Annotated in this window: 19 protein-coding genes; 12 read left to right on the plus strand and 7 right to left on the minus strand. The window is 73.7% G+C overall.

Translation table 11 applies throughout. From position 1 onward, the window contains the following. The 3 genes from ACZ4YY_RS17400 to ACZ4YY_RS17410 all read left to right on the plus strand — a co-directional run. A partial coding sequence (locus ACZ4YY_RS17400; RefSeq protein WP_468290250.1) for a HAMP domain-containing protein occupies nucleotides 1–3595 on the plus strand: 3595 nt, incomplete at its 5' end. Between the two features lie 52 nt (nucleotides 3596–3647). Continuing rightward, nucleotides 3648–6131 carry a SpoIIE family protein phosphatase gene (locus tag ACZ4YY_RS17405; protein ID WP_468290253.1) on the plus strand — a complete coding sequence of 828 codons (2484 nt, stop codon included), beginning with the start codon at nucleotides 3648–3650 and terminating at the stop codon, nucleotides 6129–6131. A 433-nt stretch (nucleotides 6132–6564) separates the two neighbouring features. Beyond that, on the plus strand, nucleotides 6565–6957 hold the full coding sequence (locus tag ACZ4YY_RS17410) for an STAS domain-containing protein (RefSeq protein WP_468290255.1): 393 nt from the start codon (nucleotides 6565–6567) through the stop codon (nucleotides 6955–6957). 157 nt (nucleotides 6958–7114) lie between these two features. Here ACZ4YY_RS17410 and ACZ4YY_RS17415 read toward each other — a convergent pair whose 3' ends face one another. Next, complete coding sequence (locus tag ACZ4YY_RS17415; RefSeq protein ID WP_468290258.1) at nucleotides 7115–7543, minus strand: MarR family transcriptional regulator; 429 nt, start codon at nucleotides 7541–7543, stop codon at nucleotides 7115–7117. Between the two features lie 339 nt (nucleotides 7544–7882). Between ACZ4YY_RS17415 and ACZ4YY_RS17420 the strand changes: the two genes are divergently transcribed. The 5 genes from ACZ4YY_RS17420 to ACZ4YY_RS17440 are packed head-to-tail and all read left to right on the plus strand — an operon-like array spanning nucleotide 7883 to nucleotide 12390. Then, nucleotides 7883–8782: an STAS domain-containing protein gene (locus ACZ4YY_RS17420; protein WP_468290261.1), complete on the plus strand. Its 900-nt coding sequence runs from the start codon at nucleotides 7883–7885 to the stop codon at nucleotides 8780–8782. Then, on the plus strand, nucleotides 8779–9198 hold the full coding sequence (locus ACZ4YY_RS17425) for an STAS domain-containing protein (RefSeq protein ID WP_468290264.1): 420 nt from the start codon (nucleotides 8779–8781) through the stop codon (nucleotides 9196–9198). The genes ACZ4YY_RS17420 and ACZ4YY_RS17425 overlap by 4 nt, the downstream gene beginning before the upstream one ends. Further along, nucleotides 9195–9638 carry an anti-sigma regulatory factor gene (locus tag ACZ4YY_RS17430; RefSeq protein WP_468290267.1) on the plus strand — a complete coding sequence of 148 codons (444 nt, stop codon included), beginning with the start codon at nucleotides 9195–9197 and terminating at the stop codon, nucleotides 9636–9638. The genes ACZ4YY_RS17425 and ACZ4YY_RS17430 overlap by 4 nt, the downstream gene beginning before the upstream one ends. Beyond that, nucleotides 9638–10684, plus strand: coding sequence for an anti-sigma regulatory factor (locus ACZ4YY_RS17435; RefSeq protein ID WP_468290270.1), 1047 nt, complete (start codon nucleotides 9638–9640; stop codon nucleotides 10682–10684). The genes ACZ4YY_RS17430 and ACZ4YY_RS17435 overlap by 1 nt, the downstream gene beginning before the upstream one ends. Next, on the plus strand, nucleotides 10681–12390 hold the full coding sequence (locus tag ACZ4YY_RS17440; protein ID WP_468290273.1) for a PP2C family protein-serine/threonine phosphatase: 1710 nt from the start codon (nucleotides 10681–10683) through the stop codon (nucleotides 12388–12390). The genes ACZ4YY_RS17435 and ACZ4YY_RS17440 overlap by 4 nt, the downstream gene beginning before the upstream one ends. Nucleotides 12391–12397: 7 nt before the next feature. Here ACZ4YY_RS17440 and ACZ4YY_RS17445 read toward each other — a convergent pair whose 3' ends face one another. Continuing rightward, complete coding sequence (locus tag ACZ4YY_RS17445; RefSeq protein ID WP_468290275.1) at nucleotides 12398–12886, minus strand: MarR family winged helix-turn-helix transcriptional regulator; 489 nt, start codon at nucleotides 12884–12886, stop codon at nucleotides 12398–12400. A 241-nt stretch (nucleotides 12887–13127) separates the two neighbouring features. Here ACZ4YY_RS17445 and ACZ4YY_RS17450 point away from each other — a divergent pair, with 241 nt between their 5' ends. Continuing rightward, nucleotides 13128–14531, plus strand: coding sequence for an NAD(P)/FAD-dependent oxidoreductase (locus ACZ4YY_RS17450; protein WP_468290278.1), 1404 nt, complete (start codon nucleotides 13128–13130; stop codon nucleotides 14529–14531). Between the two features lie 26 nt (nucleotides 14532–14557). Then, nucleotides 14558–16807: an FUSC family protein gene (locus tag ACZ4YY_RS17455; protein WP_468290279.1), complete on the plus strand. Its 2250-nt coding sequence runs from the start codon at nucleotides 14558–14560 to the stop codon at nucleotides 16805–16807. 21 nt (nucleotides 16808–16828) lie between these two features. Here the strand turns inward: ACZ4YY_RS17455 and ACZ4YY_RS17460 are convergent, their stop codons facing one another. The 5 genes from ACZ4YY_RS17460 to ACZ4YY_RS17480 form a co-directional block, all read right to left on the minus strand. Next, on the minus strand, nucleotides 16829–17260 hold the full coding sequence (locus ACZ4YY_RS17460) for a hypothetical protein (protein ID WP_468290281.1): 432 nt from the start codon (nucleotides 17258–17260) through the stop codon (nucleotides 16829–16831). 29 nt (nucleotides 17261–17289) lie between these two features. Continuing rightward, a complete protein-coding gene (locus ACZ4YY_RS17465) occupies nucleotides 17290–18129 on the minus strand; it encodes a DUF1206 domain-containing protein (RefSeq protein WP_468290284.1) in 840 nt (279 codons plus the stop codon). Nucleotides 18130–18486: 357 nt separating this feature from the next. Beyond that, on the minus strand, nucleotides 18487–18741 hold the full coding sequence (locus ACZ4YY_RS17470) for a DUF5133 domain-containing protein (protein WP_468290287.1): 255 nt from the start codon (nucleotides 18739–18741) through the stop codon (nucleotides 18487–18489). Between the two features lie 63 nt (nucleotides 18742–18804). Then, complete coding sequence (locus tag ACZ4YY_RS17475; protein ID WP_468290289.1) at nucleotides 18805–19644, minus strand: SigB/SigF/SigG family RNA polymerase sigma factor; 840 nt, start codon at nucleotides 19642–19644, stop codon at nucleotides 18805–18807. Between the two features lie 885 nt (nucleotides 19645–20529). Further along, nucleotides 20530–20973 (minus strand): ATP-binding protein, encoded by a 444-nt coding sequence (locus ACZ4YY_RS17480; protein ID WP_468290291.1) that lies wholly within the window; start codon nucleotides 20971–20973, stop codon nucleotides 20530–20532. 264 nt (nucleotides 20974–21237) lie between these two features. Here ACZ4YY_RS17480 and ACZ4YY_RS17485 point away from each other — a divergent pair, with 264 nt between their 5' ends. Together ACZ4YY_RS17485 and ACZ4YY_RS17490 are read left to right on the plus strand one after the other, a co-directional pair. Next, nucleotides 21238–21456 carry a hypothetical protein gene (locus tag ACZ4YY_RS17485; protein WP_468290294.1) on the plus strand — a complete coding sequence of 73 codons (219 nt, stop codon included), beginning with the start codon at nucleotides 21238–21240 and terminating at the stop codon, nucleotides 21454–21456. Between the two features lie 68 nt (nucleotides 21457–21524). Next, nucleotides 21525–23003, plus strand: a complete 1479-nt coding sequence (locus ACZ4YY_RS17490) for an aminotransferase class I/II-fold pyridoxal phosphate-dependent enzyme (RefSeq protein WP_468290297.1) — start codon at nucleotides 21525–21527, stop codon at nucleotides 23001–23003. Nucleotides 23004–23071 lie beyond the last annotated feature (68 nt).

Raw genomic sequence — 23071 nt, forward strand, 5'->3', positions numbered from 1 at the left:
CGAGATCCTCGAGCTGAAGAACACCATCAACACGATGGTCGACCAGCTCTCCGCCTTCGCCGACGAGGTCACCCGCGTCGCCCGCGAGGTCGGCACCGAGGGCCGCCTCGGCGGACAGGCCGACGTCAAGGGCGTCAAGGGCACCTGGCGGGACCTGACCGACTCGGTGAACTTCATGGCGGGCAACCTCACGGCGCAGGTCCGCAACGTCGCCCAGGTGGCGACCGCGGTGGCGCAGGGCGACCTGTCGCAGAAGATCACCGTGGACGCCCGGGGCGAGATCCTCGAGCTGAAGAACACCATCAACACGATGGTCGACCAGCTCTCCGCCTTCGCCGACGAGGTCACCCGCGTCGCCCGCGAGGTCGGCACGGCCGGCAACCTCGGCGGTCAGGCCACGGTCCGGGGTGTCTCGGGCACCTGGAAGGACCTCACCGACAACGTCAACGTGATGGCGTCGAACCTGACCGGCCAGGTGCGCTCCATCGCCCAGGTGGCCACGGCGGTGGCGCGCGGCGACCTGTCGCAGAAGATCACCGTCGAGGCCAAGGGCGAGGTCGCCGCACTGGCGGACGTCATCAACACGATGGTGGACACGCTGTCGGCGTTCGCCGACGAGGTCACCCGCGTCGCCCGCGAGGTCGGCACCGAGGGCCGCCTCGGCGGCCAGGCGCACGTGCCGAACGTGGCCGGCACCTGGAAGGACCTCACCGACAACGTCAACTCGATGGCGAACAACCTCACCGGCCAGGTCCGCAACATCGCGCTGGTGACGACAGCGGTGGCCAAGGGCGACCTGTCGAAGAAGATCGACGTCGACGCCCGGGGCGAGATCCTCGAGCTCAAGACGACCATCAACACGATGGTCGACCAGCTCTCCGCCTTCGCCGACGAGGTCACCCGCGTCGCCCGCGAGGTCGGCACCGAGGGCCGCCTCGGCGGCCAGGCCGAGGTGGAGGGCGTCTCGGGCACCTGGAAGCGGCTGACGGAGAACGTCAACGAGCTGGCCGGCAACCTGACCCGGCAGGTGCGGGCCATCGCCGAGGTCACGAGCGCGGTCGCCGAGGGCGACCTGACCCGGTCGATCAACGTGGAGGCCTCCGGGGAGGTCGCCGAGCTCAAGGACAACATCAACTCGATGGTGGAGTCCCTGCGCGAGACCACCCGGGCCAACCAGGAGCAGGACTGGCTCAAGACCAACCTCGCCCGGATCTCGGGCCTCATGCAGGGTCACCGTGACCTGCCGGTGGTGGCCGAGCTGATCATGGACGAGCTGGTGCCGCTGGTCTCCGCCCAGTACGGCGCCTTCTACCTCGCAGAGGACGGCGCGGACGGCCCGGAGCTGCGGCTCGTGGGCGCCTACGGCTTCCCCGACGGCGACTCCCGGCCCGCCCGGATCCCGTTCGGCCGTTCGCTGGTCGGTCAGGCCGCGAGAAGCCGCCGTACGATCACCGTCGACGATCTGCCCGCCGGGTACGTCGTCATCTCCTCCGGGCTCGGGCAGGTGGAGCCCGGAGCGCTGGTGCTGCTGCCGATCCTGTTCGAGGGGCAGGTGCTCGGGGTCATCGAGGTGGCGTCGGTGACCGCGTTCACGCAGATCCACCGGGACTTCCTGGAACAGTTGCGGGAGACCATCGGGGTCAACGTCAACACGATCGTGGCGAACGCCCGCACCGACGAACTGCTCGACGAGTCCCAGCGGCTGACCGCCGAACTCCAGGCCCGCTCGGCCGAGTTGCAGGCGCAGCAGGAGGAGTTGCAGCGCTCCAACGCCGAGCTGGAGGAGAAGGCCTCCCTGCTGGTGGCGCAGAACCGGGACATCGAGGCGAAGAACCTGCAGATCGAGCAGGCGCGGCAGGAGCTGGAGGCGCGGGCGCAGCAGCTGTCGCTCGCGTCGAAGTACAAGTCGGAGTTCCTGGCCAACATGAGCCACGAGCTGCGCACCCCGCTCAACAGCCTGCTGATCCTGGCCCAGCTGCTCGCCCAGAACCCCTCACGCAACCTGACCCCGAAGCAGGTCGAGTACGCGGGGATCATCCACTCCGCCGGCTCGGACCTGCTCCAGTTGATCAACGACATCCTGGACCTGTCGAAGGTCGAGGCGGGCAAGATGGACGTCTCGCCGGAGCGGGTGCCGCTGCGACAGCTCATCGAGTACGTCGAGGCGACGTTCCGTCCGATGACGACGCAGAAGAGCCTCGACTTCACGATCAGCACGGCCGCCGGGGCCCCCGCCGACCTGCTCACCGACGACTCCCGGCTGCGTCAGGTGCTGCGCAACCTGCTGTCCAACGCGGTGAAGTTCACCGAGCAGGGCAGTGTGGAGCTGCGCATCGAGCCGGTGGCGTCCGAGGAGGTGCCCCAGGGCGTGGTCCGGGGCGGCACGGTGGTCGCCTTCCGGGTCAAGGACACCGGCATCGGCATCCCGGAGCAGCAGCTGGAGACCATCTTCGGCGCCTTCCAGCAGGCGGACGGCACCACGAGCCGCAAGTACGGGGGCACCGGTCTCGGGCTGTCGATCACCCGGGAGATCGCGCAGTTGCTCGGCGGCGCGGTGACGGTGGACAGCACGCCCGGCCGGGGCAGCACCTTCACGCTCTTCCTGCCGGTCGCCCGCGGTGACTTCGAGGAGCTGATCGGCAGCGGACGGCAGGTGGATCGCGACCCGGACACCGAGGCCCTGCCGCTCACGGCGGCCTCCCCCGGACTGCCGCTGGCGACGGGCTCCTCCAGTCGGCGGCCCCGCCGGCTGCTGGTGGTGGAGGAACGGCCGCGCGGTCTGCTGACCCTGGTCGCCGAGAGCGTGGTCGCGGACATGGCGCGCGGCCGGGACGACGGCACCCCACCGCCGGTCGACATCGTCACCGCCGTCGGGGCGCAGGAGGCCGCGGGGGCACTGGCCGCCGAACCGTGCCACTGCGTGGTGCTGGAGCTCGGCATGCCCGACGCGGAGGCCTCCCGCTTCCTGGACGCGCTCCAGGGCGACTCGGCGCTGGCCGGCGTGCCGGTCCTCGTGCACAGCGGTCACCGCGCCGACCTCGCCCAGGAGCGGACGCTGCACTCGCGTGCGGCGGGCCGGCCGCTGGAGTTCCTGTCCAGCCTGGACGAGCTGCGCGAGCGCATCACGCTGCACCTGTCGGCCGAGCAGCCCGGCGACGTCCTCGCCCTGGTACGCGCGGACGAGCCGCGTCCGGTCGCGCCCCAGCCGGTCGACGACGCCGTCGTGGGCCGTACGGTCCTCGTCGTGGACGACGACGCGCGCAACCTCTTCGCGCTGAGCGGGATCCTGGAGCTGCACGGCATCCGGGTCCTGCACGCGGAGAACGGGCGGGAGGGCATCGAGACGCTGCGCACCCACCCGGACGTCGCACTCGTGCTGATGGATGTGATGATGCCGGAGATGGACGGGTACACGGCGACGGCGGAGATCCGCACCATGCCGCAGTACGCTGACCTGCCCATCATCGCGGTGACGGCGAAGGCGATGCCCGGAGACCGGGAGAAGAGTCTCGCCTCGGGGGCCAGCGACTACGTCACCAAGCCCGTCGACACCCAGGACCTGATGTCCTGTGTCCGCCGCTGGCTGACCGCGTGAGCGCGCCCGTCCCGGCGGTTGCCGGGCGGTCCTGCCGAGGAGTCGTCACACCGTGAGCATTCCCGAACAGCCGCACGACAGGACCGACGGTCCGCCCGACCGGGCGCCGGCGGTGCAGGACGTCCCCGACGTCCTGTCCGCCGTGCCCGGCGCTACCCTGGCGCCGCCCTCCGCACAGGATTCGGCGCCCGGGTCCTCCGCCGACTCCTCCTCCCCCGTGGGCCGTCTCGCGGCCACCGTGCAGCGTCTGCGGCGGGAGGTACGGGAGGCACAGGCCGAGGCCGAGGGGCGGGCGCTGGTCGAGCTGGCCAAGGGCATCCTGGTCGAGCGCCTGGGATGCGGGCCGGCCGAGGCGGCCCGGCAGCTCACCGAGCTGGCCCAGCAGGCCGGGGTGAGTCCGCTGGAGTTCGCGGTGGACGTCATCAACCAGGCCGCCAGGGACCGGCTGTCGGAGTTGACCGACGCGTTCCTCGCCACGGTCTCGGACTCCGGTACGTCGGCCGAGTCCTCGCCCGCGGTGCGGCTGCGCGCCGCCGAGAGCGCGGCGCTCGCGGCGCACGACACGCAGGCCGTCGCCGACTCGCTGCTGCAGCACGCGCTCGGCCCGCTGGGCGCGGTGGCCGTGGCGATCTGGGCGGCGGGTTCCGACGGATCGCTGACCCTGGCCGGCACTGCCGGCTTCGCCCCCACGGAGGCCTCGCGCTGGCGCTATGTTCCTCCGGACGTCGCCACGGTGGCGCGCCGCGGGCTGACCGAGCTCGCTGGGCAGTGGATCGGCTCCCTCGCCGAGACCGGGCTGCCCACCATCGGCCGGCACACCTATCCCGACGGCGGCCGGGTCGCCCTGCCCGCCGGGACCGGGGGGCGGGTGCACGGAGTGCTGGAGATCGCCTGGCCCGCTCCGCTGGAACCGCAGCCGCCGCAGGTGGTGCGTCAGGTGGAGGCGCTGGCGGAGCTGTGCGCGCACACGCTCCAGTCGTATCCCCTCGCCGAGGGGGCCGAGCAGGAGCCGCGGGTGCTGCCGGACGCCGCGGAGCTGATGGACCTGGCGGACGGGCTGCACGATCCGGCTCTCGTCCTCGTCCCGCACATCGACGCGTCGGGGCAGCTGGTGGACTTCCGCATCCAGCACGTCAACGACCGCTTCCTCGACCCGGCGGGCCGGCCGCGCGCGGTGGTGAACGGGGCGCTGCTGCTGGAGGCCTATCCGATGGCCGCCGGCGGCAGCGACCTGTTCCAGCGCATCGAGCGCGTCCACGCCACCGGGGAGCCGTTCCGGGCCCGCCGGATGAGCCTGACCGCGCTCGTCGACGAGGTGCCGTTGTCGGCGGTCGCGGACCTGAGCATCAGCCGGCACGGCAGCTGTGTGCTGCTGATCTGGCGCATCGAGGACGAGACGGCCCGGCTGGCGAGTCTGCTGCAGCACGCGCAGCGCCTCGGCCGGATCGGCGGCTTCGAGGAGAACGTCCTCACCGGCGAGATCACGTGGAACGGGCAGTTGTTCGCCCTCTACGGCCGGGCGCCGTCGAGCGCGCCGGTGCCGATCGAGGAGCTGGCGGCACACGCCCACCCCGACGACGGCGTCGCCATCGGGCGGTTCCTGCGCACGCTGATGCACCACCGGCGTCCGGCCTCGGCGGCCTTCCGGCTCCAGCGGCCCGACGGGGTGACCCGGCACATGCGGATCGTCTCCGAGCCGGTCCTGGACACCGACGGGCGGCTGGTCGCCGTCCGGGGGGCCTACCAGGACATCTCCGCGCAGCACTGGACGGAGGTCGCGCTCGCCGCCACCCGCGACCAGCTCGCGCAGACCGAACAGCACGCGAGTGAGCGGGGGCGGCTGGCGCTCCAGCTCCAGCAGGCGATCATGCCGCCCTCCCGGGCGCCGCTGGAGGTTCCCGGTCTGCAGGTGGCGGTGCGCTACCGGCCGGCCGAGGAGGAGCAGCTCGTGGGCGGCGACTGGTACGACGCCGTGGTGCTGCCGTCCGGGCTGGTGATGCTGTCGGTGGGCGACGTGGCCGGGCACGGCATCGAGGCGGCCACCAGCATGGTGGTGCTGCGCAACGCGCTGCGCGGGCTTGCGGTGACCGGCGCCGGGCCGGGCCAGCTGCTGTCGTGGCTCAACATCGTGGCGCACCACCTCACGGGCGCCGTCACCGCGACGGCGGTGTGCGGGCTGTACGACCCGGTGCGGCGCACCCTGCGCTGGGCGCGGGCAGGTCATCTGCCGCCCGTCCTGGTGCGCGAGTCGGGTGCCGCGCCGCTTCCGCTGCTGAGGGGACTGCTGCTGGGTGCGGTGCCGGAGACGGCGTACGAGGAGACCGAGATCCAGTTGGCGGCCGGGGACACGCTGCTGATGTACACCGACGGTCTGATCGAGCGGCGGGACCGGTCGGTGGAGGAGTCCCTGACGCATCTGCTGAGCCAGGCGAGCACCGTTCCGAAGTCGCTGGACCAGCAGCTGGACCGGCTGCTCACCTACAGCCGGTCCGACACGGACGACGACACCTGCATCGTGGGCATGAGGCTGGGTTAGCCGGTCTTCCGACGGGCCGGCACGCCGGGAGCCGGTTCTCCCGGCGGTCCGGCGCGCCGCCGTGGGCGGCTCTTCCGGCCGGCCCGGTGCGCCGGGCGGTGGTCTTCCGGTGGGCCGGTACGCGGGGCGGTCGGCTCCTCGGCCGGGCCCGGTGCGCCGGTCGGCCGTCGGCTCCTTCCGGTGAGCCCGGTGCGTCGGGCCGGTCGGCTCTTCCCGTGGGCCGGTGCGCAGGTCGGGCGGCTCTTCCCGTGGGCCGGTGCATGAGCTTCCGGTTCCGGGGTAGCCGCTCGGGCGCGGTGCGACGTTGCGGGCCGCGGGTGGAAGGGGGTGCCGACGTGACCAGGTGTCGTAGGCCCCCGCCGCCCGCGCCCGCGTCGTACCGCAGTCGCCCGCCGGGGTACGCAGCCCGGACCCTCAGTCTTCGGAGGTACTCGTGTCCATCGCCCAGAACCCGTTGTCCGTCGAGGTCACCCTTCCCCGTGAGGACGTGGCCCTGGTCACGGTCGAGGGGCATCTGGATCTCGACACCGCGACCGAGTTCCAGGCCCATCTGGCGAACCAGCTCCATCACGGCAGGCGGCACTTCCTGCTGGATCTCTCGGCGGTGCCGTTCATGGACTCGTCCGGGATGAACATCATCCTGCGGGTGTACCAGGAGGCGCGCGGTCTGCCCGGCAGCGTGCATGTGATCAATCCGACGCCCGCCGTGCGCCGGGTTCTGGACCTTACCGGAGTCAGCCTCACGGTCCCGGTCTCCGACAAGGTGGACGAGGCGCTGGCGCTGATCGACGGTTCACGGCAGGCACCGGGGGACGTGGAGGCCTGACCGGCCGCGCGCCGCGCCCGTGATCGCGCGAAGGCGCGGCCGTCCGCGCTCCAATACTTGTCATTTGACAACAGTACGGATGAGGAAACACAGTGTGGGTCGGTCAGCGGGGAGGGATCACGGAGGCAGGCGTGGGCGGGATGGGCGGGGAGAACCGTCAGGCCGTGCGGGCGTCCGGGGCGTCGGGTTCGTGGATCCGCGCGGCCGCGGCGTCGCAGAAGGCCTCCAGCCCTCGCAGCAGCGCCGTGCGACCCGCGGCCGGCATCTGCGCGAGGACGGCCTCCAGCGCGTTCTCGCGGCGCGAGCGCAGATCGGCGAGGAAAGCCCGGCCGGACCGGCTCAGGAACAACTGGAGTTCCCGGCGGCTGTCGGCGGGCCTGCGCTCGACGAAGCCCACGGCCTGGAGACGGTCGCACAGCCGGCTCGTGGACGGCGGTGTGGAGCCGAGCGACTCGGCGAGCGTGCGGAGGTTGATGCCCTCATGGTGTTCGAGGATGAAGAGCACGCGCAGTTGCGAGGCGGACACCGGCGCCGTGGAGGCGCGGCCCCACAGGACCTCCAGCAGCTCCGCGCTCTGTGCGGTCACCCGCGCCACCTCTCGGGGCCGCGGTCGCGGGGAGGGCGAGGAGGGGGACGTCACGGTCACACTCTCGCAGGCTTCCCGTCCGCTGTCAGCCCGCGCCCCCGCCGGGCGCGCCCCCGTACGCCGCGGCCCCGGTGCCCCTCCGGTCGCCTCGGTGATCGAACAGCGGTCGCCCCTTCGGGCGGCCGTCCCCTTCGGTGCCGCACGGGCGGGCCGACGGGGCGGAGCGGGGTGTCGCAGCCGAGCGGCCGGTGGTTAGGGTTGTCGTCCGGCAAGGGTCACAGGGCCGTCCCGTCGCCGCGGCGGAGTCGCGGCGCAGGACGCAGATGGAGGAGTGAAGCAGTGCCGGAGCACGAAGCGGCCGCGCAGCACGGAACGCCGACGGAGGAGGTCGGGGCCTTCCTGAGCCGCCGCCGTGAGCAGATCGCCCAGCGGTGGGCCGACGAACCCCTGTTCCGGACGGTGTTCACCGTCTCGCGGGACGAGGCGGTGGAGGCGGGCAGGAGCGTGGTGGACGCCCTCGCCCAGGTCGCCCTGGCGGGGCGGATGGAGGACTCCGACGGCGCCGGGTTCACGGTGGTGCGCGAGCAACTGGCCCGGATGACGGCCGCCCGCTCCCGTTCCGGCCTGAGCACCGCGCAGGTGTCCGGCGAGGTGGACGCCCTGCGGGCGCCGGTGGTCAACCTTCTGGTCGCCGACCTGCCCGACGCGCCGCCCGAGCACCTCCGGGAGTGTGCGACGGCTCTGACGGTCCTCATGGGCACGCTGCGGCTGGTGGTCATGGAGACCGCGCTGACCGAGGTGCAGGCCCTGATCGACCGGCAGCAGATGCAGTTGCTGGAGGTCGCCACGCCGGTCATCCGGCTGTGGGACGGCGTCGTCGCCGTGCCGCTCATCGGGACGCTCGACAGCGCCCGCAGCCAGGTCGTGATGGAGACGCTGCTCCAGGCGGTCGTCGACCAGCAGGCCCGGTACGCGATCCTCGACATCACCGGGGTGCCGACCGTCGACTCGCTGGTCGCGCAGCACCTGATGAAGACGGTCGCGGCCGTGCGGCTGATGGGCGCGGAGTGCGTGGTCTCCGGCATCCGGCCGGCGATCGCGCAGACCATCGTCCACCTCGGGCTGGACCTCGGCACCGTGGTCACCCGGGCCGGCCTCGCCGACGCCCTGGCGTACGCCCTGAACGGACTGGGCGCCGACATCGTCCAGACGACGCCCGGCGGTGCGGGTCCACGGTGAACGACGACTTCTACCGCGCCGGCGCGGCGAACCCCGTGCCGGTGCTCAGGCTGGGCGAAGTGTTGCTGATCACCCTCCAGGGCGACCTGCACGACGGCGCGGCGGAGCAGCTCCAGCAGGACGTCGTGGAGGCGATCGCGCACAGCCGGGTCACCGGTGTGGTGATCGACATCTCCGGGGTGGAGATCGTCGACTCCTTCCTCGGGCGCGTCCTGGCCGAGATCGCGGCGAACGCCCGGTTGCTGGCCGCCCAGACCGTGGTGGCCGGAATGCGGCCGGCGGTCGCGATCACCCTGGTGGAGCTGGGGCTGACGCTGCCGGGGCTGCGGACCGCGCTGAGCACGGAGGCCGCTCTCGGGCTTCTCGGGCAGGTGGCCGTGCCGCTCCCGGGCGGCCCACGCCGGGAGCCGCGGTGAGCGGCACGGCCGCGGGTGTCGAGGCCCGCCTGCCGATCCGTTCCGAGCTGGACCTGGTGTGGGTGCGCCAGCATGTGCGCCAGGCGGCCGCCGCCCTCGGCTTCGGCCTCGTGGACCAGACGAAGCTGGTCACCGCCGCCAGTGAACTGGCCCGCAACACGCTCGTGTACGGCCGGGGCGGAGAGGTGGAGACGACACGGGTGTCCGACGGGCGGTACCAGGGGCTGCGGCTGACCTTCACCGACCACGGGCCCGGCATCGCCGACGTGGAGCAGGCGCTGAGCGACGGCTTCACCTCCGGCGGCGGGCTCGGCATGGGGCTGGGCGGTGCGCGCCGGCTGGTGCACGACTTCGCCATCGACAGCACGCCCGGGTCCGGTACGACGGTCACGGTGACCTCGTGGGCGGCCCGGCCGCCCCGGCAGCGCGAGGAGTCCTGATGCCCCGCGTCTGGGACGTCCCGGTGCACGATTCGACGCGGGTGCGCGACGCGCGCGTGGCCGCGGAGGAGGCCGCGGCGCTCGCGGGTCTGGACGGGCCGCGTACGGCGTCCGCCGCGCTGGTGGCGACGGAGCTGGCCACCAACCTCCTCAAGCACGCGCGCGGCGGCCAGCTGCTGGTGGAGGCGGTCGCCCCGCCGTCCGGCCGGCCGGGCCCGACGGTCGTGCAGATCGCGGCCGTCGACCACGGCCCGGGCATGACCGACGTCCCGGCGGCGCTGGGCGACGGGTTCTCCACGGCCGGCTCGCTCGGCGCCGGTCTCGGCACCTGCCGGCGGGTCGCCGACGACTTCGACCTGCACAGCGCCCCGGGACGCGGCACGGTCGCCCTGGCCCGCATCGGCGCCCCGGCGAAGGCCGACGGAGCCGACCGGGCGCCCGCGCGGGCCGGCGGGGTGAACATCCCGTTCGCCGGCGCCGAGTGTTCCGGCGACGCCTGGACGTGGGTGCGCGACGACGACCGGCTGACGCTGATGCTCGCCGACGGGCTGGGACACGGCCCGGAGGCGGCCCGCGCCTCGACCGCGGCCGTCGAGGAGGTGCACCGCTCGGCGCGTCTGGGGCCCGCCGAGATACTGCGCCGCCTGGACGGCGCCCTGCGCGGCACACGGGGGGCGGCGGTCTCGCTGGCCCAGCTCGACGTGCGGGCCGGGCTGCTGCGGTTCGCCGGCGTGGGGAACGTGGGGGCGCGGGTGCGCGAGGGCGACTCCTGGCGCCATCTGCTGTCCCGGCCCGGCATAGTGGGCGTGCACCGGCCCGGCTCGCTGCCCGAGACCGTGCTGCCCTGGGGGGCGGACCGTCTGCTGGTGCTGCACAGCGACGGGCTGCCCAGCCGCTGGGTGCCGCCCTCCGACCCTCGTGTGCTGGCGTCCGACCCGGCGGTGGTCGCCGCCGTGACCGTCCGCGACACCAGCAGTTCCGCGCGCCCGGTGCGTGACGACACCGCCGTGGCCGTCCTGTCCCCGACCCCGCCGGACCGCCCATGATGCGCACCTGGCAGATCATCACCGTCACCGACGCGGCACGCGCCCGGATCGCGACCGCGCGCATGGCCGCCGCGTTCGGCGTCGCGCCGCTGGAGCGGACGCGGCTGGCGAGCGCCCTCAGCGGGCGGCTGCGTCAGTGCCTGACCAAGGGCGGCACCTGGCGGCTCACGCTGGAGACGGCCGAGGGGCGGCTGCGCGCCGAGGTGGCCGCCTGGCCGCCCGCCGCGGAAACGCCGTGGAGCGTGACCGTGCCCTGCCCCGAGCCGGGCGACGCCGCGGTCGACGCGGGTGTGGCGGAGGACCCGGGTGTGCTGGCGGAGGCCCTGCTCGGCGCCGACGAGGACACCACCGTCGTCCTGGACCGGCTCGCCGAGCAGGAGGAGCTGGTCGCCTTCCACCGGGAGGAGCTGCACCAGACCAACCAGGGCGTCCTGGCGCTGCACGCCGAGCTGGACGCGGCCGGGCGGGCCCAGCGCGAGGCGTTCGCGGCGGAGCGGGCGGCCCGGCAGGAGGCGGAGAGCGCACGGCGCCGGCTGACGTTCCTGGCGGATGCCAGCGCGGTGCTGACGGCGTCCCTGAACCACGAGGAGATCGTGCGCCGGCTGCCCGAGCTGCTGGTGCCGGAGTACGCCCGCTCGGTCGACGTCTGGCTCTTCGAGGACGAGGGCGACGACCGGCCCCCGCCCGCCCCGCACCCGGCGGCCGCGGTGGTCGCCGCGCGCACCGGTCGGCCGCAGTACGCGGCCGACCATCCCGGCGGGCTGCCGGGCGTGGACGACCAGCCGCCGTCGGCGCTGCACCCGACCAGACCGCTGCTGTGCGTGCCGCTGGCGACACGGCAGGCGCCGCTGGGCGTGCTGACGCTCGCCCCGCCGGGCGGGCGCTGGGACCCCGACGACGCGGTCATGCTGATCGAACTGACCCGGCGGGCCAGCATCGCCCTCGACAACGCGCGGCGCTTCGAGCACAACCGGGACATCGCCGAGACCCTCCAGCGCGCCCTGCTCACCGACCTGCCCACCCCGCCGGGCCTGAACCTGGCGGCCCGCTACCTGCCGGCGACGTACGGGCTGAACATCGGCGGCGACTGGTACGACGCCTTCCGCCAGCCCGACGGCAGCCTGATCGCCGTCGTCGGCGACGTGACCGGGCACGGGCTGCACGCGGCGGTGATGATGAGCCAGCTGCGCACGGCGCTGCGCGCGTACGCGGTCGACGGCGGCAGCCCCGGGGTGCTGCTGACGCGGCTGCACACGTTCCTGCACCACCTCCAGCCCGACCTGTACGCGACGGCGGTGATCGCCCGTTTCCAGCCGGGTGAGCCCGTGCTGACGTGGGCGGCCGCCGGGCATCCGCCGCCGGTGCTGCGCGGCCCGGACGGGCGGGTGCGCACCCTGGACGCCAAGCCGGGGGCGATGCTCGGCATCCCGTTGCGCCAGGAGATCGCCGACCACCGGGTGCCCCTCGAACCCGGTTCGACGCTGGCGCTGTACACGGACGGTCTGGTCGAACGGCGGGCCCAGGGCATAGACCCGGGCATCGAGCGGCTCTCGGCGTCGCTCGGCGCGTTCCGCACCGACGAGCTCGACGGCGACCTGGACGCCTCGGCGGACCGCATCCTGGACCCGATGCTGAGCGACTCCGAGCGCGACGACGACGTGTGTCTGCTGCTGTGCCACGTCGACAGCCGCGCCCTGCGGGCCTGACCGCCGGTCAGTCGTTCCGCGCCGTGCTCCCGGCAGCCGTCCCGTGGGCCTGGTGGAAGCCGAACAGACCCTGTTCCAGGGCGGTGCGCTGGGCCGGCGTCATGGCTTCGAACACGCCGGCCAGCCGGTGCACCCGCCGTTCGGTGACGTCCGTGAGGACCCGCTGCCCGTAGGCGGTGAGGGCGAGCTGCACCTCGCGCCGGTTGCCCGGCGGGACACTCCGCTCCAGCAGCCCCGCCGCCTCCAACCGGTCGCACAGCCGACTGGCCGTGGGCAGCCCGATGCCGAGATGGTCGGCGAGGGCGGTCAGGTTCAGCCGGGGCCGGCGGCGCACGGTACGCAGCGCGAGCAACTGCCGGGCGGGCAGCCGGGGTGCGCTCTCCTCGGCCGCGGCCAGCCAGCAGGTCACCAGGCTCTCCACCGCGTCGGCGACCCGTCGTGCCGTCGCCTCCCGGCATTCGCGCCGGCCGTCGTCGGAGCCCTCCGCGCACGCCACGCCCTCACCCTCCGGACACCACACTTGTCATGTACGTCGGCCTACCCGGACGGACCGGGCGTACACGGGCCCTTCGGCGGGTACGACGGTGGCCTCAGGAGAATCAGGAGAAACGTTCGTCTGCTTGCGCCGCCCGGCTGGCGGAACCGCTTCGCCCACGGTGGGATCGATGAGGTGCGAAGAGCCGCCCGGTGGGCACGCGCATGACGTCGGGGCAGACCGCTCGGAGCCGCAGAAAGGGATGGACATCGTGACACGACCCAGGATCCTGGTGGTGGGCGCGGGCTTCGCGGGAGTGGGGTGCGTTCGGCGTCTGGAACGCAGGCTCGCCCCCGGCGAGGCCGACGTCACCCTGGTGACGCCGTTCAGCTACCAGCTCTATCTGCCGCTGCTGCCGCAGGTCGCCTCCGGGGTGCTGACGCCCCAGTCGATCGCCCTGTCGCTGCGCCGCAGCCGCAAGTACCGCACCCGGATCATCCCCGGCGGCGCCATCGGCGTGGACCTGAAGGCGAAGGTCTGCGTCATCCGCACCATCACCGACGAGATCGTCGACGAGCCGTACGACTACATCGTGCTGGCGCCCGGCAGCATCACCCGCACCTTCGACATTCCCGGGCTGACCGACCACGCCTTCGGGATGAAGACGCTCGCCGAGGCCGCCTACATCCGCGACCACGTCATCTCGCAGCTCGATCTGGCCGACGCCAGCCAGGACCCCGCCGAGCGGGCCTCCCGGCTGCAGTTCGTGGTCGTCGGCGGCGGCTACGCCGGCACCGAGACGGCCGCCTGTCTGCAACTGCTCACCCACAACGCGGTCAAGCGCTACCCGCGCCTGGACCCCGGTCTGATCAAGTGGCATCTGATCGACATCGCGCCGAAGCTGATGCCGGAGCTGGGCGACAAGCTCGGCCGCAGCGCGCAGGAGGTGCTGCGGCGGCGCGGCATCGACATCTCGCTGGGCGTGTCCATCGCCAAGGCCGGGCCGGAGGAGGTCACCTTCACCGACGGGCGGGTGGTGCCGACGCGCACGCTGATCTGGACCGCGGGCGTCGTGGCGAGCCCGCTGATCGCCACGCTCGGAGCGGAGACCGTCCGAGGACGCCTGGCCGTCACCTCCGAGATGTGTCTGCCGGGCCACGACGGGGTGTTCGCGCTCGGCGACGCCGCCGCCGTGCCCGACGAGGCCAAGGGCGAGGAGGGCGCGGTGTGCCCGCCGACCGCGCAGCACGCGATGCGGCAGGGCCGGGCCGTCGCCGACAACGTCCTGGCGACGCTGCGCGGGCAGCCGAAGAAGCCGTACGTGCACAAGGACCTGGGGCTGGTCGTCGACCTGGGCGGCACCGACGCCGTCTCCAAGCCGCTCGGCGTGGAGCTGCGGGGGCTGCCCGCGCAGGCGGTGGCCCGCGGCTACCACTGGTCGGCGCTGCGCACGGGCGTGGCCAAGGCGCGGGTGCTGACGAACTGGACGCTGAACGCCCTCGCGGGCGACGACTTCGTGCGCACCGGTTTCCAGGCCCGCCGGCCCGCGAAGCTGAAGGACTTCGAGTACACCGACAGCTATCTGACTCCGGAGGAGGTCCGGGCCCGGGTGGAGGGCGCGGCGGGCCCGGACGGAACGCCGGGCGCGGGCCCCGGGCCCGCGTGAGGTGAGACGGGAGAGAGTACGGCGGCGTGAGGACGGCGACACGGTCGTGGGGGGCGCGGTGGCCGGATCGGGTCGCGGCGTCCGATCCGGGGCTGCTGCGGCTGGCCGCGGGGTTGCGGACGGTCGGCGCGATCTCCTTGACGCTGGCCGTGCTCGCCCTGCTCGGTGCGGACGTGCAGCACCTGGTGGCGGGGGCCATCGCGGCGATGGTCGCGACCTTCGCCGTCCGGGAGAAGCAGCGCGGGAAGCAGGCCGTCACCCTGGCGCTGGGACTGCCGGTGGCCCTCGCGTCGGTGTCGACGGCGTCGCTGCTCAGCGCGCACCGGGTCGCGGGTGACCTGTTCTTCGTCGTCCTGATCTTCTGCGCGGTCTACGGCCGCCGGTTCGGCGACCGGGGCACCGCGCTCGGGCTGATCGGTTTCCAGGTCTACTTCCTGTCCCTGTTCGTCGGCGCGACGCGAGCCAGTCTGCCGGGGTTCTGCGGGGCGATCGCCGTGGCGTTCGCGTGCGGCGCCGTGGCGCGGTTCGCGCTGGTGCCGCAGACGCCGACGGGGATCCTCCGGCGGTTGCGGCGCGCCTTCCGGGCGCGGCTCGCGCAGTTGCTGGACGCGCAGCGGGAGCTGTTCGAGGCCGGCCCGGACGAGGTGGAGAAGGCGCTCGCGCGGGTGCGCGAGGGCACGGCCCGGCTGCACGAGTCGGCCCTGATGATCCAGGGCCGGCTGGAGGAGGGCACCCCGGACGAGACGACGGCCCGGCTGGTGCAGCGCCGGATCGCGGACGCGGAGATCGCCGCCGAGCGGCTGGGCCTGCTGGTGCTGACCGCGCGCAGCACCGAGCGGGCGGACACCCTGACCCTGCACCTGCCGGGCGCCCAGATGCCCGCTTCGGTGCGGCTCCCGGTGCGCGACGGGGCGACCGACGCGCTGCGCCGGGACCTGGCCGCCCTCGGGCAGCTCGTGCGCCAGCCCGTCGCCGAGGTGACGGGGACGGGGCTGGCGCAGGTCCGCAACCGGCTGCTGGGGTACCGGGAGGAGGAGAACCTGCCGCAGGCCTCCCCGGCCGTGCAGGACGTGTTCCGGGGCATCGGTGAGGCGGCCCGGGCGGTGCTGGGGCTGCGGATGGCGCTGGGCGGGCCGCAGGACGAGTCGGACGACAGTCCCGAGACGGCCCGCTCCCGTGAGGAGCTGGACGCGGAGGACGCGGCGATCGGCGGGGCCGACGAGGAGCGGGACGAGAAGGACGAGGCCGGCGGACTGCGCCGGCCGACCACCCGGGCGGCCGTGCAGGTGGCGGTCGGGTCGTCGCTGGCCATCCTGGGCGGCGAGCTGCTGTCCGAGCACCGCTGGTACTGGGCGGTCCTGACCTGCTGGATCGTGTTCATCAACACCGCCTCGACCGGGGAGATCCTGGTCAAGGGCTACCGGCGGCTGCTGGGCACCGTCCTCGGGGTCGTCGCGGGCATCGCGCTCGCGGGGCTGGTCGGACACCACACGTGGACGGCGTTCGCGGTGGTGCTGCTGTGCGTGTTCGCGATGTTCTACACCGCGCCGCTGTCGTACACGCTGATGTCGTTCTTCGTGACCGCGGCGCTGGGGGTGCTCTACACGCTGCTGCACACCTACAGCCTGTCGGTGCTGGTGCTGCGGGTGGAGGAGACGGCGCTGGGGGCGGCCTGCGGGGTGGTCGCGGCGGCGCTGGTGCTGCCGGTGCGGACGGACCGGCGGACCGACGAACTGCTGACGACGGTGCTGGACCGGCTGACCGACGTCAGCGAGGGCGCGGTGGAGCAGCTCAGCGGCGGTCCGCCGTCCGATCTGCTGGACCGGGCCCGGGACCTGGACCAGGCGCTGGCGGATCTACGGGCGGCGACCCAGCCGCTGACGCATCCCGTGACGCCGCTACGGACCCGGCGGGACACGGCCCGCTATGTCGTGGCGCTCCTGGAGACCTGCGCCTATCACGCGCGGTCGCTGGCGGCGACGGCGGAGCTGCTGCCCACGCACCCCTCGATAGCGGCGGATCCGCGGCTGCGCGGGGCGGGACAGCGCATCCTGCACAACATCGGCGCGATCGCCGCGCGCGTGCAGGACGAGCACAGCCGGGCTCAGGTGCTGACCGGGCCCAGCATCGCCTCGCTGCTGAAGCCGCAGGTGCCGGGGGTGCCGCGGTACGGCCGGGTGACCGAGCGGGTGCTGCGGCATCTGCACCGTCTGGACGAGGCGGTGGTCGGTCTGGCCCGGCCGCTGGAGGTTCCGGTCGCTCCGCCGGCCCGGTGAGGCCCGAGGGCCTGCCCACGGTCAGAAGTCCGTGGGCAGACCGCTCGCGGCGGCGATGCCGCGCAGTTCCTCGGTGTCGCTCTGGCGTTGTCGGATGCAGCCGGCGATCTCGGCGAGACGCGCCGGGTCGGAGGCGGTGACCGCGTCGGTCACCACCCGTACCGGTCCGGTGCCGTCGACGTGGATCTCCACCAGCTGGTTGTCCAGCCGGCCGGTGACCGCCGTGGCGATGACCAGGGCGGCCTCGTCGCGGATCTCCTGGGGGAGGTCCTCGGTCTCCTGCGGATCCAGTGCGAAGTCGAGCGTGTCGGGGGCTTGTTCGTCCAGGGCGCGCAGCGCGGGCGCGACGACCTTGAGCAGCATCTCGAAGTCCTCGCTGTCCATGCGGACGCGCAGGAGATCGAGATACATGTCCACGGGCCGTCCGTCCTGCGGGAACTCGGATTCGTTCATCTCCCCCGGGTTCCCCGACCGGCGGGGGTTCAGACCTTGCGCCAGCGGGCCATGGCGAAGGAGAACAGTCCGAAGAGGACGAGGCCGGCCGCGACGCAGACCAGCAGCCCCGGACCGGCGGGGGTGTCGGCGAGGGAGCGGAGGGTGTCGTCCAGGCCCTTGGCCTGGTCGGGCCGGTAGTCGATCGCCGCCCGTACGGCGAAGGCCCCGGCGGCGGCGAACACCAGGCCGCGGGCCGCGCCGCCGGCCACGCCGGTGACGTCCACCAGCCGGCGGACGGCCGGGGACATCCGCCCCATCAGCATCTTGTCCCGGTACTTGCGCAGCACGGCCCGGCCGCCGATCCACACCCCGGCGACGACGATGCCGGCGCCGGCCACGCCCACGATCCACTGTCCGGCGGGTATCTCCAGCAGGCGGGCCGTGACGTCCCGGGACTGCTCGTCGCTCGATCCGCCTCCGCCGCCCGAACCCGCGGCGAACGCCAGGACGGAGTAGGCGACGAAGCTGTAGAACGCGCACCGGGCCAGCGCGAGCAGGCGTTTGCGGGCCGAGCGGCCCTCGGGTCCGACCGAGCCGAAGACGACCTCGGACAGCCGCCACAGCGCCATGCCGACCAGCCCGATCCCCAGAGCCCACAGCAGGACGGAGCCGAAGGGCCGGTCGGAGAGTTCGGCGAGGGCGCCCTGCCGGTCGGCCTGCTGCCGCTTGTTCTCACCGAAGGCGATCTGCAGGGCCAGCGCTCCCACCAGCAGGTAGATGACACCGCGGGCGGCCAGCCCGGCCCGAGCGGCCCCCCTGGTGACCGAACCCCGCGCCGCGCGCTCGGCTTCCAGTCTGCCGTTGCGCGCCACGGCTCCTGCATTCATCTGGACCTCCTGTGAGGATGTCGGGGAGAGGCTGGGGTCGGACACCGGATGCCCCGGCTGCGGCCCCGCACACGGGCGCGTCGGGAGCGGACGGGCCGTGCGGGCGGCGAGGGGCCGCAGCTCACGGTGGTGGCGGACGGTGTGGGCGCGGGCGGGCCGTGCGGACAGGGGCGGTGGGCGGTGCGGGCGGTGTGACGGGGGCGGGCCGTCCGCTGAAGGTGGTGGCGGGCGGTGGGGGCGTGGGCCGGACATGCGGACGGGGGTGGTGGGCGCACCACGGCGCAGCCCGGGTGTCCCGGGCTGCGCCGTGGTGCGTCGGCGTCGGCCGCGGGCCCGAGGCGGCCCGCGGTCCGTCGGTCATGCGTAGACGTGAGGTCCGTCGTCGGTGCGCGAACCCCGTGCCGCGACGGCACCGGCGTCGACGTCCGACGCGGCGGCGAGCCAGCGGCGCGCGGTTTCCAGAGCGAGTGCGATGTCGCGGGTCCCGGTGGACACGCACAGGGTGTAGGCGAGGTCCTGCGCCCGCGGATTGCCCTGGGCGGACCCGTTCGCCGTCACGGCCTCGTACTCGTCGACGAGGGTGCGCAGGACGGCGGGATGGGGCATCAGCATTCGGTCTGCTCCTTGTCCGTACGTAACGGTGGGTGGGTGCTGCGCCGGTCGTCGGCGCCGGCCTCAGCGGCGGCCGTCGTGGCTCCGTCCCAGGGCCTCCTCGCGGACCTGGGCGCAGCTGCGGCTGATGAGCCGGGAGACGTGCATCTGCGAGATGCCGAGCCGGTCGGCGATGCGGCTCTGCGTCATGTCCTCGAAGAAGCGCATGTAGAGGATGGCCCGCTCGCGCTCCGGCAGGCGGCGCAGGCTCTCCTTGGCGGACTCGCGGTCGACGACGACGTCGTAGGAGGCGTCGGGGCCGCCGAGGGTGTCCGCGAGGCTGTAGCCGTCGTCGCCGGCGGGCAGCTCGGCGTCCAGCGAGAGCGTGCTGAAGCTCTCGAGGGCCTCCAGGCCTGCGGCGACCTCCTCCTCGGTGAGCCCCGTGTGGGCGGCGAGGTCGGCGACCGAGGGCTCGGGGGCTCCGGGGCTCTGCGCGAGCTCGCGGCGGGCGACCCGCACCTTGTTGCGCAGTTCCTGCACCCGGCGGGGGACGCGCAGCGCCCACATGCGGTCCCGGAAGTGCCGCTTGATCTCGCCGGTGATGGTGGGGACGGCGTAGCTCTCGAAGGCGCCGCGTTCGGGGTCGAAGCGGTCGACGGCCTTCACCAGGCCGAGTGCCGCGACCTGCCGAAGGTCCTCGATCGCCTCTCCCCGGTCGCGGAAGCGGCCGGCGATGCGGTGGGCCATGGGCAGCCAGGCCGTGACGATCTCGTCTCGTACGGCGTCGCGCTCGGGCCCTTCCTCCATGGTGGAGAGCCGGACGAACTGGCTGGCGGTGTCGGGAGCGTCGTCGTGGGACCGCCGTGACTGCGTGGGGGCGGGGGCAGACGTGGCAGAACGGCTTGTCGACATGTCGATGAGCATGCGGAATCGCTCCTGAACGGTGGTTTCAGGTGACTGTCATAGGGAGGTTCGACCCGTCCGGGGCACCTGGAGCGCCCGGAGCGGTCGGTACACATCTCCCGCTGGCGCGCCTCCGGTCCGAAGCACGAACCTCCGTCTGCCCTACGCCCGGACGAACAAACTCCGCCCCTGAGAAAGGAATGCACGGGGAGAGGGCCCGGAGGGGCGAGGGCGGAGCCGAGGTGGGGATCGAAGGGGTGTCGTGGGGGGTGGTGGGGTGACGAGCAGAGGGCCGGAAGGGCTGGTCGCGGGGCGGGGTCCGGCCGGGAGGGGGAAGGGGTGGCCCGGACGGGGCGGAAGGCGGCCGCCTGGAGCAGGACGCTCGGAGTGACGGAAACGGAGCGCGGGTGCCCGGTCGGGCGGCGGGCGAGGCGCGACGGGGCGGCGGGCACGGGCCGGCGGGGTGAGTCTCGGACGTCGCAGGGACGGCCAGGAGTGCCCGGCGGGGCGTCGGGGTGGTGCCCCGGCCGTGCGAGGGCGCGGCCCCCTGCGTCATCAAGCCCGGCTGCCGTCACCCTCACCGCGCCAGTGGCCGCCGGGACGCACGCGCAGGGCCGGCGGGGGCGTCGAAGGGCGGTGGGGGCGTGCCCGCCGTGATGGGGGCGCGGCGCGGAGTGTTCTGCCTGACGGGTCGGTGACCCCGCGCCGGAGGTCGGCCCGCGTCGTAGAGGCAGGGCAGCGGAACCCTCGTGCGGGACGCCGGAAGCCTCCGTGCGGGACGCCGGAAGCCTCCGTGCGGGACGCCGGAAGCCTGTTGCGGGGCTTCCCACGGCGGTGGATCGGGGTCGGGTGGGCTCGCGAGTCGTCGCGGTGGCGCGCGTGGCCCGCGAAGCCGCCCGCCCCCTGTCAGAAGACCGGCACGACGGCCGTGATGCGCTTGCCGCCGGACGGCAGGTCCGATACGCGGACGTCCCGTGAGAGCCGGCAGACGATGGGCCAGCCGCGACCGCCGGTGCGGTGGCGTCCCTCCGCGTCGAAGGGGTCGGCGACCACCGGCATCCGGTCGCTGCGGTCGCTGACGGAGACCCGCACGGCCCGTTCCTCGACGTCGACGTCGAAGTCGGTGATGCCGCCGCCGTGCAGGATCGCGTTGGTGGTGAGTTCCGAGGCGACGAGAAGGGCGTCGGAGAGGGCCTCCTCGTCGTAGGGGCAGCCGGTGGCGCCGCAGCGCCCGGCGACCGCGCGCCGGACGGCGCCCCGCACGTCGGCCGGGCGGCACGGCCCCGGCCAGTCGCGCCGGACCCGGCGGTCCGGTGCGCCCATGGGGTCGGTCGAGTGGTTGGTACGCATCCTTTCGCTCCCCTGGTGGTTTCCAGCCAATGGTGGACGGGGCGGCCGTCGACACGGGGCGGGTGCCCCGGCCGGCGGTCCTCCCGGCTGTGCGTGTGCGGATGAGGGGCGCGGGTCGTAGGTACCGGCCGCGCCGTCGCGCCCGGCCCTCTCCCTGCCGACGGCGCGACTCCTACAGTCCGGCTGGCCCCCTGGCGCCGGGCCAAACCTGCACCGGGCACCCTTCCGGGTCATCGACACGCCACACCTGGGTAGGCGGAACGCATGACGGATGTTGTGGACTCGGACGAACTGCTGCGCCGCATCCAGCGGGCCAGGGCCCGCGCGCGCGACGAACTGCGCACCTGGCGGACGAAGAGCGAGGACCTCGGGCGGACCGACCCGGAAGCGGCGCGGGAGGCGCACATACGAGGTCTGGCGTACGAGGCGGTGGTCGGCGTGCTGGACGAGATCGTGACGCCGGGACACCACACGGAGCCCTGACCAGGGCTTCCGTCCCGGCCCCTCGGACCGGCGGGATTGCGTGCGGGCCCGGCGGGCACCCGGATCACATGTCGGTCGATCACACCAGCGCACCCGTACTGGAAGCCCTCGTCGAATATCACCGCCGGGGTCGGCTGGCGTTCTCGCCGCCCGGTCACAAGCAGGCGCGCGGCGCCGATCCCGACGTGCGGGAGGTCCTGGGCGACGCCGTGTTCCTCGGTGACGTGCTGGCGTCGGGCGGTCTCGACGACCGGCTCACCCGAGGGCGCGTCCTGGAGCGCGCCGAGGAACTGATGGCGGACGCGGTCCACGCCGACCACACCTTCTTCTCGACGTGCGGGAGTTCGCTGTCCGTCAAGGCGGCGATGCTGTCGGTGGCCGGTCCGCACGAGAAGCTGCTGATCGGGCGGGACGCGCACAAGTCGGTGGTGTCCGGGCTGATCCTGTCCGGGATCGAGCCGGTCTGGGTGGAGCCGCGGTGGGACGCCGAGCGGCATCTGGCCCATCCCCCGTCGGCGGAGATGTTCGAGAAGGCCTTCGAAGCCCACCCCGACGCCAAGGGCGCACTGGTCACGAGTCCGACGCCGTACGGCGCCTGCGCGGACCTGCGGGCCATCGCCGACGTCTGCCACCGCCGCTCGGTGCCGCTCATCGTGGACGAGGCGTGGGGGGCGCACCTGCCCTTCTGCCCGGACCTGCCGTCCTGGGCGATGGACGCCGGCGCCGACATCTGCGTGACCAGCATCCACAAGATGGGCAGCGGCCTGGAGCAGGGATCCGTCTTCCACCTCCAGGGTGACCTGGTGCCGGCGGAGCTGCTGAAGATGCGCTCGGACCTGCTGAGCACCACCAGCCCCTCGGTACTGCTGTACGCGGGGCTCGACGGATGGCGGCGCCAGATGGCCCTGCACGGCCGGGAGCTGATCGGCGGCGCCCTGGAGCTGGCGGCCGAGGTGCGGTCCGCGATCGAGCAGATCGACGGGATGCACGTCAACGGCAGGGACGACTTCTGTGGTCCGGAGCTGGCCGACGCCTTCGATCCGCTGCCCGTCGTGATCGACCTCAGCGGGCTCGGCATCTCCGGTTTCCAGGCCGGCGACTGGCTGCGCGAGCACCACGCGATCGACATGCACCTGTCCGACCATCGCCGCGTCGGCGCCCAGATCACCCACGGCGACGACCGGGAGACGGTCGGGGAGCTGCTGACCGGGCTGAAGGACCTCGCGCACGCCGCGCCGGGCCTGCGGCCCGCGCCCACGATGGAGGTACCGCCGCCGGCCGAGCTGCGGATGGCGCAGGGAATGCTGCCGCGGGACGCGTTCTTCGGGCCGGCCGAGCGCGTGCCGGTGGCGAAGGCCGCCGGCCGGGTCGCCGCCGAGATGATCACGCCGTATCCGCCCGGGATCCCCGCGGTGCTGCCGGGCGAGCGGCTGACCGAGCCCGTGCTGCGGTATCTGCGCACCGGGCTGGAGGGCGGGATGAACCTGCCCGATCCGACCGATCCGAAGTTCGAGACGATCAGGGTCGTGCAGCGGGACGCGGAGTGAACCGGAGGCGCTCCCGCGCCCCGAAACGGCCGGGCCCGAGCATGAGTCGGGCGTTCCCAGGGCGTGTC

It is taken from the genome of Streptomyces sp. NPDC030143 (genome assembly GCF_055573695.1).

Coding starts and splice junctions, on each gene's coding strand:
- ACZ4YY_RS17435 (WP_468290270.1), top strand. CDS start 9,638: ATGCCCCGCGTCTGGGACGTCCCGGTGCACGATTCGACGCGGGTGCGC.
- ACZ4YY_RS17440 (WP_468290273.1), top strand. CDS start 10,681: ATGATGCGCACCTGGCAGATCATCACCGTCACCGACGCGGCACGCGCC.
- ACZ4YY_RS17450 (WP_468290278.1), top strand. CDS start 13,128: ATGGACATCGTGACACGACCCAGGATCCTGGTGGTGGGCGCGGGCTTC.
- ACZ4YY_RS17460 (WP_468290281.1), bottom strand. CDS start 17,260: ATGAACGAATCCGAGTTCCCGCAGGACGGACGGCCCGTGGACATGTAT.
- ACZ4YY_RS17465 (WP_468290284.1), bottom strand. CDS start 18,129: ATGAATGCAGGAGCCGTGGCGCGCAACGGCAGACTGGAAGCCGAGCGC.
- ACZ4YY_RS17470 (WP_468290287.1), bottom strand. CDS start 18,741: ATGCTGATGCCCCATCCCGCCGTCCTGCGCACCCTCGTCGACGAGTAC.
- ACZ4YY_RS17475 (WP_468290289.1), bottom strand. CDS start 19,644: ATGCTCATCGACATGTCGACAAGCCGTTCTGCCACGTCTGCCCCCGCC.
- ACZ4YY_RS17480 (WP_468290291.1), bottom strand. CDS start 20,973: ATGCGTACCAACCACTCGACCGACCCCATGGGCGCACCGGACCGCCGG.
- ACZ4YY_RS17485 (WP_468290294.1), top strand. CDS start 21,238: ATGACGGATGTTGTGGACTCGGACGAACTGCTGCGCCGCATCCAGCGG.
- ACZ4YY_RS17490 (WP_468290297.1), top strand. CDS start 21,525: ATGTCGGTCGATCACACCAGCGCACCCGTACTGGAAGCCCTCGTCGAA.